Origin of the sequence: Pseudacidovorax intermedius, assembly GCF_001476815.1 — a bacterium.
In the GTDB taxonomy this organism is placed as follows: Bacteria; Pseudomonadota; Gammaproteobacteria; order Burkholderiales; family Burkholderiaceae_C; genus Xenophilus; species Xenophilus intermedius_A.
The window spans coordinates 1-12670 of the sequence record NZ_LDSL01000006.1; the positions used below are offsets into that span (position 1 = coordinate 1).

Annotated in this window: 13 protein-coding genes; 7 read left to right on the top strand and 6 right to left on the bottom strand. The window is 72.5% G+C overall.

What is annotated here, in order from left to right; genetic code table 11:
* The coding region (locus NS331_RS00755) for a TolC family protein (RefSeq protein ID WP_193758021.1) at positions 1-272 on the top strand (272 nt) is incomplete at its 5' end.
* 150 nt (positions 273-422) lie between these two features.
* The gene (alr, locus tag NS331_RS00760; protein ID WP_058640117.1) at positions 423-1553 is read left to right on the top strand and encodes an alanine racemase; all 1131 of its coding nucleotides are present in this window, start codon (positions 423-425) and stop codon (positions 1551-1553) included.
* Positions 1554-1635: 82 nt separating this feature from the next.
* Here alr and NS331_RS00765 read toward each other — a convergent pair whose 3' ends face one another.
* A complete protein-coding gene (locus NS331_RS00765) occupies positions 1636-3327 on the bottom strand; it encodes a 3-deoxy-D-manno-octulosonic acid transferase (RefSeq protein WP_082702150.1) in 1692 nt (563 codons plus the stop codon).
* A gap of 2 nt (positions 3328-3329) precedes the next feature.
* Positions 3330-4712: a phosphomannomutase/phosphoglucomutase gene (locus NS331_RS00770; RefSeq protein WP_058640118.1), complete on the bottom strand. Its 1383-nt coding sequence runs from the start codon at positions 4710-4712 to the stop codon at positions 3330-3332.
* A gap of 108 nt (positions 4713-4820) precedes the next feature.
* On the opposite strand from NS331_RS00770, the gene NS331_RS00775 reads away from it, so the two are divergent.
* The 5 genes from NS331_RS00775 (at position 4821) to NS331_RS00795 (ending at position 8545) form a co-directional block, all read left to right on the top strand.
* Positions 4821-6365 carry an AlkA N-terminal domain-containing protein gene (locus tag NS331_RS00775; protein ID WP_082702151.1) on the top strand — a complete coding sequence of 515 codons (1545 nt, stop codon included), beginning with the start codon at positions 4821-4823 and terminating at the stop codon, positions 6363-6365.
* Complete coding sequence (locus NS331_RS00780; protein WP_058640119.1) at positions 6362-6955, top strand: methylated-DNA--[protein]-cysteine S-methyltransferase; 594 nt, start codon at positions 6362-6364, stop codon at positions 6953-6955. Before NS331_RS00775 ends, NS331_RS00780 begins: the two co-directional genes overlap by 4 nt.
* The gene (locus NS331_RS00785) at positions 6952-7866 is read left to right on the top strand and encodes a DMT family transporter (RefSeq protein ID WP_058640120.1); all 915 of its coding nucleotides are present in this window, start codon (positions 6952-6954) and stop codon (positions 7864-7866) included. The genes NS331_RS00780 and NS331_RS00785 overlap by 4 nt, the downstream gene beginning before the upstream one ends.
* A gap of 92 nt (positions 7867-7958) precedes the next feature.
* The gene (locus NS331_RS00790) at positions 7959-8243 is read left to right on the top strand and encodes a ribbon-helix-helix protein, CopG family (protein ID WP_058640121.1); all 285 of its coding nucleotides are present in this window, start codon (positions 7959-7961) and stop codon (positions 8241-8243) included.
* A gap of 8 nt (positions 8244-8251) precedes the next feature.
* Positions 8252-8545 carry a type II toxin-antitoxin system RelE/ParE family toxin gene (locus NS331_RS00795; RefSeq protein WP_058640122.1) on the top strand — a complete coding sequence of 98 codons (294 nt, stop codon included), beginning with the start codon at positions 8252-8254 and terminating at the stop codon, positions 8543-8545.
* 18 nt (positions 8546-8563) lie between these two features.
* On the opposite strand, the gene NS331_RS00800 is transcribed toward NS331_RS00795, so the two are convergent.
* The 4 genes from NS331_RS00800 to NS331_RS00815 all read right to left on the bottom strand — a co-directional run bounded on the left by NS331_RS00800 (position 8564) and on the right by NS331_RS00815 (position 12578).
* A complete protein-coding gene (locus NS331_RS00800; RefSeq protein ID WP_058640123.1) occupies positions 8564-9463 on the bottom strand; it encodes an alpha/beta fold hydrolase in 900 nt (299 codons plus the stop codon).
* 106 nt (positions 9464-9569) lie between these two features.
* Positions 9570-10334, bottom strand: coding sequence for an aspartate/glutamate racemase family protein (locus NS331_RS00805; protein WP_058640126.1), 765 nt, complete (start codon positions 10332-10334; stop codon positions 9570-9572).
* Positions 10335-10342: 8 nt separating this feature from the next.
* The gene (gene hydA, locus NS331_RS00810) at positions 10343-11761 is read right to left on the bottom strand and encodes a dihydropyrimidinase (protein ID WP_058640124.1); all 1419 of its coding nucleotides are present in this window, start codon (positions 11759-11761) and stop codon (positions 10343-10345) included.
* Positions 11762-11789: 28 nt separating this feature from the next.
* Complete coding sequence (locus NS331_RS00815) at positions 11790-12578, bottom strand: SDR family NAD(P)-dependent oxidoreductase (protein ID WP_242873608.1); 789 nt, start codon at positions 12576-12578, stop codon at positions 11790-11792.
* Positions 12579-12670 lie beyond the last annotated feature (92 nt).

Genomic DNA, 12670 nt, shown 5'->3' on the forward strand with positions numbered 1-12670 from the left:
GGGTGGCCTCCAGCCGCAGCGCGCTGGAGGCCACCCAGCTGGGCTACCAGGTGGGCGTGCGCGTCGGGCTGGACGTGCTCAATGCGCAGGCCCAGCTCTACCAGACCGAGCGCGACCTGGCCGCCGCACGCTATGCCGTGCTGCTGGGCGAACTGCGGCTGCGCCAGGCCGCCGGCACGCTGGATGCCGAGGCGCTGCGGCCCATCGACGCGCTGCTGGCACCGCCGGCGCGGGAGGCCGGTACCGCCGCCGACCCCGGCCTCGCGCGTTGACGCCCATCGGCAGCGGGCCGGCGCGCCATGCACCGGCCTGACCGTCAATCCTGCGGCCAGGCGCCAGAAAAACCGTCAAGGCTGCGGCAGGGGGCTGCGTACAGTGGCGGCCGTCCCCATCCTGCGCCGCCTGCCGTGTCGCACATGCCGATGTCCGCCTCCACCGCCCTCGCCCCCCATGCCGCCAGCCTGCCGCCGGCGTTCTCGGACCGCCCCTCGCGCGCCGTCATCGATCTGGACGCCCTGCGCCACAACTACCGCCTGGCGCGCGGACGCCATGGCGGGCGCGCGCTGGCCGCGCTCAAGGCCGATGCCTACGGCCATGGCGACGTGGCCTGCGCCCGCGCCCTCGCGCCGCTGGCGGATGGCTTCGCCGTCGCCTTTCTGGCCGAGGCCCATGCCCTGCGGGCGGCGGGCATCGCGGCGCCCATCCTGATCCTGGAGGGCTGCTTCAGCGCCGAGGAGCTGGTGGCGGCCCACGCCATGGATTGCTGGGTGGTCGCGCACCAGGAATCGCAGTTGCGTGCCATCGAGGCCCATCCCGAACTCGCCGGCCTGAACGTCTGGCTCAAGGTGGACAGCGGCATGCGCCGGGCCGGCTTCCTGCCGGCCGACGTGCGCGACGCGCACCGGCGCCTCGCCGCTTGCCCGCAGGTGGCCCGCCTCACGCTGATGACGCATTTCGCCCGGGCCGACGAGCCGGGCGTGCCGGCCACCGCCGACCAGATCGCCTGCTTCGAAGCCGCCACCGCCGGCCTGGCCGGCGAGCGCAGCCTGGCCAATTCCGCCGGCGTGCTGGGCTGGCCCGCCGCCCGGGGCGACTGGGCCCGGCCGGGCATCCTGCTCTATGGCGCCGACCCCATGCCCCTGCCGGATGCGGCGCTGCGCCCGGTGATGACGCTGGAAAGCGCGGTCTTCGCGGTGCGCGACCTGCAGCCTGGCGACGCGCTCGGCTACGGCGGCCGCTTCGTGGCCGATGCGCCCTGCCGCGTGGGCCTGGTCGCCATCGGCTATGCGGACGGCTATCCGCGCACGGTGCCCACGGGCACGCCGGTGCTGGTGGGCGAGCAGTCCAGCCGCATCGTCGGCCGCGTGTCGATGGACCTGCTGACCGTGGACCTGACGCACCTGCCCGAGGCCGGCATCGGCAGCCGGGTGGAGCTGTGGGGCCCGCGCGTGCCCATCAACCTGGTGGCCGCGGCCGCCGGGACGATCAGCTACGAGCTGCTGTGCCACGTGCGGCGGGTGCCGCGGATGTACGTGGGCGGCACCGGGGGCTGAAGGCGGCCGGCTGAAGCCCGGAGACGGCCCCGTTGCTTGCTCCCTCTCCCGCAAGGGGAGAGGGGCTCGCCGCCGAAGCAACTCAGAGGCGACGCTCTTCGGGCACGATCAGCGGCGCGTCGGGGTCGAACACAGGCTCGGCGCGCTCTTCCAGCGGATGGCCGGCCGAGTGGGAAGGGCGCGACGAAAAGGATGCCCCGATCGCCGATGGCGCGGGCGACGAGGTTGCTTCAGCCGGCGCCGGAGTAGAGATCGTCGGATGCAGTGGCGCCGCCGGACCCGTCTCGTGCAACGGCAGCGCTCCATCATCCGAAGGCGGCGCCTCCCCCGGCATCGCCGCGGCGGCATCCTCTGCGCCAGCCGCGGACGCCACCGCATCCACCGGCTCCGGATCGGGCATCGACTGCCCCAGCGCCAGGATGGCCGCCGCCGTGCGCTCCGCCGCGCCGCGGTGGCTGCCGGCAAAGCCCAGCGCCGCCTGCGACATGGCCGCGCAACGGCCCTTGTCGGCCACCAGGGACAGCGCATGCACCACGGCCTTCATCATGTCCTCGACCCGCAGCGCGCCGCCGGCTGCGATGTCCAGCTCGGCCGCTTCCGCGAAGTTGAAGGTGGACGGGCCCATCACCACCGGGCAGCCGCAGGCCGCCGCCTCGATCAGGTTCTGGCCGCCCAGCGGCGCGAAGCTGCCGCCGAGCAGCGCCACGTCCGACAGGCCGTAGTACAGCGCCATCTCGCCCAGCGAATCGCCGAGCCAGATCTCCTCGCCTTCGGGCGCACCTTCGGCGGTGGAGCGGCGCACGCAGGCGAAGCCGCGCTGCGCGATCAGCTCAGCCACGGCGTCGAAGCGCTGCGGATGCCGCGGCACGATCAGCCACTGCACGTCGCAGGCGCGCAGCCGCGGCAGGTGCCGGGCGCGCTCGCCGCGCGGGCGGCCCGGGTTGCCGTCCGCCGCCGCCGCGGGGCCGAAGTCCTCGCTCGACGGCGCGGTGGTCCAGAAGTGGCGCAGCGCATCGAGCAGCATCGCCTCCTCGCCGTCGCGCGAGCTCGCAAACACCACCACCGGCTTGGGCAGGCGCGCGCGCAGGGCCTGCGCATGCACCAGCTGGCGCGCGTCGGGCTGCGCATCGAACTTGAGGTTGCCGTACACGCCGCCCAGCTTGGCGCCCAGCGACACCAGGCGGTGCGCATCGGCCTCGGTCTGCGCCCACACGGCCGCCAGCGAGGCATAGGCCGGCCGCGCCAGCGAGGCCCAGCGCTCGGCCCTGGCCAGCGACTTCTCGGACAGGCGGGCATTGGCCAGCGTGAGCGGAATGCCGCGCGCCGCGCAGGCGGCAGTCAGCTCGGGCCAGACCTCGGTCTCCATCAGCACGCCGATGCGCGGACGGAAGCGGTCGAGGAAAGCAGCCACGGCCTGCGGTGTGTCCCAGGGCTGCCAGACCTGGACGTCGCCCTCCTGCAGAAGCTTTGCGCCCTCTTCCCGGCCCGTGGCGGTGCCATGGGTCAGCAGGATGGGCACGCCCGGCAATTGCCGGCGCAGTTCGGCGATCAGAATGCCGGCGGCGCGCGTCTCGCCCAGCGAGACGGCATGCACCCAGCAGGCGTCGCGGATCTGCAGCGCGGGGTCGTACACGCCGAAGCGCTCCTCGACCGCGTGGGCATAGCCCGGCTCGGCCTTGGCGCGCTTGCGCAGCTTGCGTCTGAGAAGGGGCTGCGCGAGGCGGGTGAACAGCCCGTAGAGGCGCAGCGCGGGGGAACGGGAAACGCGAGGCACGCTCAGTGCGCCGCCTCCGCGAAGCTCGCGTCGGGCTTGACCGACTTGAGCAGCGCCGTCATGGTGGCCTCGATGCGGTGCAGGGCGTCCTGCGTCTGGCCTTCGAAACGCAGCACCAGCACCGGCGTGGTGTTGGACGCGCGCACCAGGCCGAAGCCGTCCGGCCAGTCGACACGGATGCCGTCGATGGTCGAGACCTTGGCGTCGCCGTCGAACTTGGCCTTGGCCTTCATCTCCTCGACCAGCTTGTGCGGCTCGCCTTCCTTGCACGCGACGTTGAGTTCAGGCGTGGAGAAGCTGGTGGGCAGCGCGTTGAGCACCTCGCTGGCGTTGGGATGGGCCGACAGGATCTCCAGCAGGCGGCAGCCGGCGTAGGTGCCGTCGTCGAAGCCGAACCAGCGCTCCTTGAAGAAGATGTGGCCGCTCATCTCGCCGCCCAGCGGGGAGTCGAGTTCCTTCATCTTGGCCTTGATGAGCGAGTGGCCGGTCTTGTAGATCAGCGGCTGGCCGCCGGCGGCCTCGATGGCCGGTGCCAGACGCTGGGTGCACTTGACGTCGTAGACGATGGTGCCGCCGGGCACGCGCGAGAGCACGTCCTGGGCGAACAGCATCATCTGGCGGTCGGGGAAGATGTTGGTGCCGTCCTTGGTAACGATGCCCAGGCGGTCGCCGTCGCCGTCGAAGGCCAGGCCCAGCTCGGCGTCGGTGGTCTGCAGGGCCTGGATCAGGTCCTTGAGGTTGTCGGGCTTGCTGGGGTCGGGATGGTGGTTGGGGAAGTTGCCGTCCACCTCGCTGAACAGCTCGATCACTTCGCAGCCGATGGCGCGGTAGATGGCCGGGGCCGAGGCGCCGGCGATGCCGTTGCCGGAGTCGACCACGATCTTGAGCGGGCGCTGCAGCTTGATGTCGCCGGTGATGCGTGCCACGTACGCGGGCAGCACGTCGACCTGGCGAACGCTGCCGCCCTCGGCCAGCTGGGCGCTGCCGTCTTCCATGACCTTGCGCAGGCCCTGGATCTCGTCGCCGTAGATGGCGCGGCCGGCCAGCACCATCTTGAAGCCGTTGTAGTCCTTGGGGTTGTGGCTGCCCGTGACCTGGATGCCGGAGGTGCACAGCGTGTTGGCCGCGAAGTACAGCATGGGCGTGGTCACGGCGCCGATGTCGATCACTTCCACGCCCGTGGCCACCAGGCCGCGGATCAGCGCCTCGGCCAGGCTGGGGCCCGACAGGCGGCCGTCGCGGCCCACGGCCACCGTGCGCTCGCCAGCGGCGCGGGCGCCACTGCCGAAGGCCCGGCCCAGCGCCTCGGCCACCTCCGCATCCAGGGTGCTCGGCACGATGCCGCGGATGTCGTAGGCCTTGAAGATCGAGGGGCTGAGTTGCATGGCGGGGGAAGGAATGACAACGAAAGTGGACGGCGGCGATTGTAGGCACCGGTCCCTGGGGCTCGCATGTCCGGAAATGGCGCATTCGGGCGGCTTCGCGCGGGTAGCATGCCTTTCATGAATTCCCGGCCCGACGCTCTCGCGGATACCGACGGCGACGCCTGTTACCTGGCGTTGAAGACGCGCGACGCGCGCTTCGACGGCGCCTTCTTCACAGCCGTGATGAGCACCGGCATCTACTGCCGGCCGGTGTGCCGCGTGCGCGTTCCGCGCCGCGAGAACTGCCGCTTCTACCGCCACGCGGCGCAGGCCGAAGCCGCGGGCTTTCGGCCCTGCCTGCGCTGCCGGCCCGAGCTGGCGCCGCGCGCCGGCGGCGCGCCGGCCTGGAGTACCGAGGACGCCTCGCACATCCTGGCCCGCCAGGCCGCGCGGCTCATGGACGAGCCCGAGCTGTGGGCCGCCGTCGACACCGACGCCGAGGCGCAGCCCGCGCCGGTGGTGGCGCGCATCGCCGAACGCCTGGGCGTGAGCGACCGCCACCTGCGGCGGCTGTTCGAGGCCGAATTCGGCGTCTCGCCGCTGCAGTACCTGCAGACGCGCCGGCTGCTCGCGGCCAAGCAGTTGCTGGCCGACACGCGGCTGCCCGTGGCCGAGGTGGCACGCGCCAGCGGCTTCGGCAGCGTGCGGCGCTTTCAGGCGGCCTTCGGCGAGCACTACGGCCTGAATCCGCGCGAGATGCGCCGGGCGGGCGAAGGCCGCAGCGCCGCGGCCGGCGAGGCCGGCCTGACGGTGCGCCTGGGCTACCGCCCGCCCTACGACCTGGCCACGCTGCAGGCCTTCTTCACGCGCCGCGTGCTGGCGGGCATGGAGACCGTGGATGCGCAGGGCCGCATCGCCCGGACGCTGCGCATTGGCGCGCATGCCGGCTGGCTGATGCTGCAGTTCGATGCCGAGGCCGCGCAGGTGCGGCTGACGCTGGCCGAGTCGCTGGCACCGGTGCTGCCCATCCTCGCCAGCCGCGTGCGCGCGCTGCTGGATCTGGACGCCGATCCCGCGGCCATCCATGCGGTGCTGGGCCCGCACTTTCCCGCCGCGCAGGGCCTGCGCGTGCCCGGCACGCTCGACGGCTTCGAACTGGCGGTGCGCGCGGTGCTGGGCCAGCAGATCACCGTGGCCGCCGCCCGTACTCTGGGCAGCCGGCTGGTGCAGGCGCTCGGCGAGCCCATCGCCACACCCATCGACGGGCTGGACCGTCTCTTTCCCACCCCCGTGGCGCTGGCCGCCGCCGATGGCGACCTGCTCGGACGGCTGGGCCTGGTGCGCCAGCGGCAGGCCGCACTGCGCGCCCTGGCCGAGGCCGTGCTGGACGGCCGGCTGGCACTGCATGCCGGCGCCGAACCCCAGCGCACATGTGCCGCCCTGCAGGCCCTGCCCGGCATCGGCGCCTGGACGGCGCAGTACATCGCCATGCGCGCGCTGCGCTGGCCCGACGCCTTTCCCGCCGGCGACATCGCGCTGCAGAAGGCGCTGGGCGTGACCCAGGCCCGCGCTGCCGAAGCCGCCTCCCAGGCCTGGCGGCCCTGGCGCAGCTATGCGGTGCTCGCCGCCTGGCACGGCATGGCCGCGCCCTCTTCCACCAAGGAATGCCCATGACGCCTTCTCCCACCCGTGCCCGCGCCGCCGCGCTGCGCACCTGCCACATCGACACCCCGCTGGGCGGCGTGCTGCTGGCCGCCAGCGCCGACGGCCTGGCCGGCCTGTGGTTCGACCGCCAACGCCACCATCCCGACACCACCGGCTGGATGCCCGATACCGGCCACCCGCTGCTGCAGGAGGCCGCCGGCCAGGTGCAGGACTACCTGGCCGGACAGCGCACCGGCTTCGACCTGCCGCTGGACCTGTCGCGCGGCACGCCGTTCCAGCAGGCGGTGTGGCAGGCCCTGCTCGCGATTCCGCGCGGCGGCACGCACAGCTACGGCGCTCTGGGCCTGTCGCTGGGCCGGCCGGCGGCCATGCGCGCCGTCGGCGCCGCCGTGGGGCGCAACCCGGTCAGCGTGATCGTGCCCTGCCATCGCGTGATCGGCGCCGACGGCAGCCTGACGGGCTACGCGGGCGGGCTGGACCGCAAGCGGGCGCTGCTCGCGCTGGAAGGTGTGACCCTGCCACCGGCGGACCGGGGGCCGGCCGAAAGGCCCGTCGCAAGCGCCCCGGCCGCGCGCCGGCGAACGCGGGAGGTGGCATGAGTCCGCCGCGTTCCGCATCGCGCCCCTGGCTGATCGACCTCGTGCTGCTGGCCGCCCTATGGGGTGCCTCCTTCCTCTTCATGCGCGTGGGCGCGGCCGAGTTCGGCCCGCTGCCCGTGGCCGCCCTGCGGGTGGGCATCGCCGCGCTGGTGCTGGTGCCGCTGGTGCTGCTGCGCGGCCAGGGCGAGGACTTGCGCCGTCACTGGCGCGTCACCGGCGGCGTGGGCATGCTCAATTCGGGCCTGCCCTTCGCCCTCTTCTCGTTTGCGCTGCTGACCATTCCCACCGGCCTCGCGGCGGTGATCAACGCCACGGTGCCGATGTTCGGCGCGCTGGTCGCCTGGGCCGTCTTCGGCGATCGGCCTGACGGCTCGCGGGCGCTGGGCCTGATGGTCGGCTTCGCAGGCGTGGCGCTGCTCGCCAGCGGCACGACGGGCCTGCACACCGGCGCGGGCGACTGGCCCACGCTGTGGGCGGTGCTGGCCTGCCTGGGTGCCTGCCTGTGCTATGGCCTGTCGGCCAGCGCGGCGCGGCGCTGGCTGCAGCCGGTGCCGCCGCTGGTCAATGCCGCGGGCAGCCAGATCGGCGCGACGGCGCTGCTCGTGCTTCCCGCCGCGCTCACCTGGCCCGGCCAGATGCCCGGCCTGCGTGCCTGGCTGGCGCTGGTGGCCCTGGGCGTGGCCTGCACCGGGCTGGCCTACATCCTGTTCTTCCGCCTGATCGCCCGCGCCGGGCCGGCCAAGGCCCTGACCGTGACCTTCCTCGTGCCGGTGTTCGCCGTGTTCTACGGCTGGGTCTTTCTCGGCGAGCGCGTGACGGCCTGGATGCTGGGCTGCGCGCTGGTGATCGTGTGCGGGGTGGCGCTGTCGAGCGGGCTGGTGCGGCTGCCGCGGTGGCGCGGGGCTGCCTGACATCGCAGGGCGACAGGCGTGGCGCGTCGCAGAACCGGCGAAGCGCGGCCATGTGACACAATCATGCTACAGCCATATCGGAGCAGCGCCCTATGTCTACCACCACCATCCGCCTCGAGGAGCAGCTGAAGGCACGCATCGCCCAAGCGGCAGCGCGCGCAGGCAAATCGCCCCATGCCTTCATCCTCGAAGCGCTGGCGAGCACCGTCGAGCACGACGAGATCGATGCCGAGATGCACCGCATCGCCGACGAGCGGTGGGCGAAGGTTCAGCGCACAGGGGCGACGGTTCCCTGGTCGGAGGCCAAGGCGTACATCCAGGCACGGGCTGCGCGGCAAAAGGCCGCTCAACCGGCCGCACGCAAGCCACCACGCTGAGCGTCGCCGTGACCCGCATCGAGCTGGCATCCGAGGTGCTGGATGATCTGGAACGCTTCGTCGAACACCTTGAGCAGCACGACGCCGACGGCCTCGCCGAGCGGATGCAGGAGATCCTCGAAGCCTTCGACGTTCTGGAACACAGTCCGGCCATCGGCCGCCCGGTCAAGGACGGCAAGCGCGAACTCGTGATCGGCAAGGGCAGCCGGGGCTATGTCGCGCTCTACCGGTACGTCGCCGCCGTCGACACCGTCTTCGTCCTGGCACTGCGGGCCCAGCGGGAGTCCGGGTTCAAGCACTGAGAAGAGCGCCCTGCCTTTTCACTCCGCCGCAGCAGCCAGGAACGGCATCACCCGCGCCAGCAGCGCCTCGGGCGCCTCTTCGGCGATGTAGTGGCCGCAGGGCAGCGGGCCGCCCTGCACGTCCTGCGCCACGCGCTGCCATTCGGCCAGGGGCTGGAAGCAGCGGTGGACCACGCCCTCTTCGCCCCACAGCGCGATCAGCGGCATCGTGAGCTTGCGGCCGGCGTCGCGGTCGGCGCGGTCGTGGTCCAGGTCGATGGTGGCCGCCGCGCGGTAGTCCTCGCAGGTGGCATGCGCGGCGCCGGGCAGCGCGATGCAGCGCTGGTATTCGGCCAGGGCGCGCGGGTCGAAGGGCGCGAGGCCGGCGCTGCGCTTGCCCATCAGGTCGGTGATATAGCGGGCGGGGTCGGCCTCGATCAGCCGCTCGGGCAGCGGCGCCGGCTGGATCAGGAAGAACCAGTGCCAGTAGGCGCGCGCGAAGGCCTCGTTGGTCTGTTCGTACATGGCGAGGGTGGGCGCGATGTCCAGCGTGACCAGGCGGCGCACGGCCTGGGGATGGTCCATGGCCAGACGATGGGCCACGCGGGCGCCGCGGTCGTGCGCGAGAACGAGGAAGCGGTCGAAGCCCAGGGTGCGCATCAGCGTCACCTGGTCCTGCGCCATGGCGCGCTTGGCGTAGTTGGCATGGTCCGGCAGGCCGGCAGGCTTGGACGAGTCGCCATAGCCGCGGATATCGGCTGCCACGAGCGTGTAATGCTGCGCCAGCCTGGGCGCCACCTTGTGCCAGATGGCGCGGGTCTGCGGATGGCCATGCAGCAGCAGCAGTGGCGGGCCGGAGCCGCCGATGGTGGCGGCGATCTCGATGCCGTCGCCGACGTCGACGCGGCGTTCTTCGAATCCGGGAAAGAGCGGGGTCATGCAGGGAGTCTCCTGGTGGGACAGCCCTGCATGGTAGGGCGCGGCGCGTCTCGCGGCTCACTGCCGGGGCCGCCTGGCGAGCACCGCAGCCGCCCTGCCGGCAGCCTCAGGCCGACGCGCCGCGGGCCTGCGCGTCCTGGAGCAGCGCCGCCAGCGCGGGCGGCAGGCCCCGCTGCGGCTTGGCCGGCGGCGGCGCCATGCTGCCGCGGCGGGCGCTGCCGGGCTGCAGGCCGTGCAGCATCTCCGCCTGCCGCACCGCGCTGGAGACGCCGTCGACCACCGGCACCGGCAGGCGCCCGGCCAGTTGCCGCGCCAGCCCCGCGAGCGGCGCGCCGGCCAGGATCAGCACGTCGGCGCCATCCTCGGCGACTGCCCGTTCGCACAGCGCCAGCAGCGCCTGGCTGTGGTCCTCCTGGATGCCGTCGATGCGCGCCAGCGGCCGGTCGAGCGCGCGGATGCTGGCCAGGCGGCCTTCCAGCCCATTGGCATGCACCACCTCGCGGTACCAGGCCTGGATGCGCTGCGAGATCGCGATGATGGAAAAGCGCGGGCCCAGCAGGCAGGCGCTGGCCAGGGCCGATTCGGTGAGGCCCAGCACCGGCATGGGCAGCACCTCGCGCAGCGCCGCGAGGCCCGGGTCGCCGAAGGCGGCGACGATCACCGCGTCATGGCCCTGGGCATGCTCGGCCGCCACGTTGGCCGCGGCATAGGCACCCACCATGGCCTCGAAGCGGGTCTCGATGTAGGCGACGCCGAAGGGCGCGGTGCGCAGCGTGAGTTGGGTGCCCGGGCTGGCGCTGCGCGCCGCCTCGCTGCCGATGAGGGCCGTGACGCTGTCCGAGATGTTGGGGTTGATGACCAGGATGCGCATGGCGCCGATCATCCGCGGCGGCGCGGCATCAGCGTGGGCATGCCGCAGTGCAGGAAGCGGCCGGCGCCGCGCTGGCCGGTGAAGTCGCGGCCATCCCACACCACCTCGCCGCGGGCCAGAGTAATACCAGGCCAGGCCGTGAGGTGCATGCCTTCGTAGGGCGTGTAGTCCACGTTGTGATGCAACTGGCCGTTGCTCAGCACGAACTCGCGCTCGTCCCAGACCACGAGGTCGGCATCGGCGCCCACGGCCAGACTGCCCTTGCGCGGATGCAGGCCATAGGCCTTGGCCGGGTTGGTGGATGTGAGCTCGACGAACTTCTGCGGCGTGATGCGCCCGGCCATCACGCCCTCGGACCACAGCAGCGCCATGCGGGTCTCGATGCCCGGGATGCCGTTGGGAATGTGACGGAAGCCCACTTCCTCGCCGCCCGGCTTCTTGCCTTCGCTGCCGTCGAAGCTGTAGGGCGCATGGTCCGAGGAGAACACGGTGAACAGGCCATCGGCCAGACCGTTCCAGATCACCTGCTGGTTGCGCTTGTCGCGCGGCGGCGGGCTGCAGACGCACTTGGCGCCTTCGTAGCTGTCGTCGATGCCCAGGTCCTCGGCCGACAGGAACAGGTACTGCGGGCAGGTCTCGGCGAAGACGTTGAGGCCGTGGGCGCGCGCCCAGCGGATCTGCTCCACCGCCTCGGCGCCCGAGACGTGCACGATGAGGATGGGCACGTCCACCAGCTCCGACAGCGCGATGGCGCGGTGGGTGGCCTCGCGCTCCACCAGCATGGGCCGCGCATGCGCGTGCCAGCGTGGCGCGGTGCGGCCGGCCGCCTCCAGCCGCTTGCTGAGCCATTCGATGCAGTCGGCGTTCTCGGCATGGATCATCGCCATGGCGCCATGCTCGCGGGCCACGGCCAGCACGTCCAGGATCTGGCCGTCGTCCAGCTTGAGGCTGTCGTAGGTCATGTAGATCTTGAAGGAGGTGTAGCCCTCGCGGATCAGCGCCGGCAGTTCCTCTTCGAGCACCGCGGGCGTGGGGTCGCTCACGATCAGGTGGAAGGCATAGTCCACGTGCGCCTTGCCTTCGGCGCGCTGGTGGTAGTCGGCGATGGCGGCGCGCAGCGTCTGGCCCTTGTGCTGCAGCGCGAAGGGAATGACGGTGGTGGTGCCCCCGCAGGCTGCCGAGCGCGTGCCGGTGTCGAAGTCGTCGGCCATGCGCACGGGCGGCGGCTCGGGCTGGTCGAGGTGGCAGTGGGCATCGACGCCGCCGGGCGTGACGTGGCGGCCGGCGGCGTCGATCTCGCGCGCGCCGCCGTCCAGGCCCTGGCCCAGCTGCACGATGCGGCCGTCCTTCACGGCGATGTCGCAGTCGAAGATGTCGCTGGCCGTGACGGCGCGCGCGTTGCGGATGACGAGGTCGAAAGCGGGCATGGGGTTCGTGTTCAAGAAGAAGAGAAGGTCAGGCGGCCATCCAGCCACCGTCGACCATGAGTTCGGCGCCGGTGATGAAGCGCGCCTCGGCACTGGCGAGAAAGAGCACCGCCTCGGCCACGTCCTCGGGCCGGCCCAGGCGCGGCCAGGGCGTGCGGCGGACGGCGCGTTCCATCACCATGGGGTCGAGGGCACGACCGCCCTGCCCCGTCTGGATCTTGCCGGGCGCCACGGCGTTGCAGGCGATCTGCTCGGCGGCATAGTCGGCCGCCACCTGGCGCGTCATGTAGCCGATGCCGGCCTTGGTGACGCCATAGCCCAGGTCGCCGGGCGCGGCGATCAGGCCGTGCTGCGACGAGAGGTTGACGATGCGGCCGCGCACCTCGTCCACGATGGACTGCGTGCGCATCTGCCGCACGGCGGCGCGGCTGGCGCGGAAGGCGCCGCCCAGGTTGACGTCGAGCAGGCGCTGCCAGTCGGCATCCTCCAGCTCGGCCAGCGGTCGGGCGTGGCGGATGCAGGCGTTGTTGACCAGCACGTCGAGCCGGCCATGCCAGCGCACGGATTCAGCCACGAGCGCGTCGACCTGCTCGGTGTGGCTCACGTCGCAGTGGACAAAGCGGGCTTGGCCGCCCTCTGCGGCGATGGCCGAGAGCGTGGGCTCGCAGCCCTCGATGGGCTGCTGGGTGATGTCGGCCACGACCACGAAGGCGCCTTCCGCGGCAAGGCGACGGGCGATGGCGCGGCCGATGCCGGAGGCGGCGCCGGTGACGATGCAGGTCTTGCCGGCCATGCGGCGGCTGGGGTTGGGGATCATGTCGATGTGCCCTGCCGCTGCGCGCCGGGACGCGACGGGCGGCGGAGTGGGTTGGCTCCCTCTCCCCTCGTGGGAGAGGGCTGGGGAGAGGG

What these genes read in the sequence shown, in the direction of transcription:
- NS331_RS00775 (WP_082702151.1), top strand. Translation starts at nt 4,821, where the DNA reads ATGCCTTTCATGAATTCCCGGCCCGACGCTCTCGCGGATACCGACGGC.
- alr (WP_058640117.1), top strand. Translation starts at nt 423, where the DNA reads ATGTCCGCCTCCACCGCCCTCGCCCCCCATGCCGCCAGCCTGCCGCCG.
- NS331_RS00805 (WP_058640126.1), bottom strand. Translation starts at nt 10,334, where the DNA reads ATGCGCATCCTGGTCATCAACCCCAACATCTCGGACAGCGTCACGGCC.
- NS331_RS00780 (WP_058640119.1), top strand. Translation starts at nt 6,362, where the DNA reads ATGACGCCTTCTCCCACCCGTGCCCGCGCCGCCGCGCTGCGCACCTGC.
- NS331_RS00770 (WP_058640118.1), bottom strand. Translation starts at nt 4,712, where the DNA reads ATGCAACTCAGCCCCTCGATCTTCAAGGCCTACGACATCCGCGGCATC.
- NS331_RS00790 (WP_058640121.1), top strand. Translation starts at nt 7,959, where the DNA reads ATGTCTACCACCACCATCCGCCTCGAGGAGCAGCTGAAGGCACGCATC.
- NS331_RS00800 (WP_058640123.1), bottom strand. Translation starts at nt 9,463, where the DNA reads ATGACCCCGCTCTTTCCCGGATTCGAAGAACGCCGCGTCGACGTCGGC.
- NS331_RS00815 (WP_242873608.1), bottom strand. Translation starts at nt 12,578, where the DNA reads ATGATCCCCAACCCCAGCCGCCGCATGGCCGGCAAGACCTGCATCGTC.
- NS331_RS00785 (WP_058640120.1), top strand. Translation starts at nt 6,952, where the DNA reads ATGAGTCCGCCGCGTTCCGCATCGCGCCCCTGGCTGATCGACCTCGTG.
- hydA (WP_058640124.1), bottom strand. Translation starts at nt 11,761, where the DNA reads ATGCCCGCTTTCGACCTCGTCATCCGCAACGCGCGCGCCGTCACGGCC.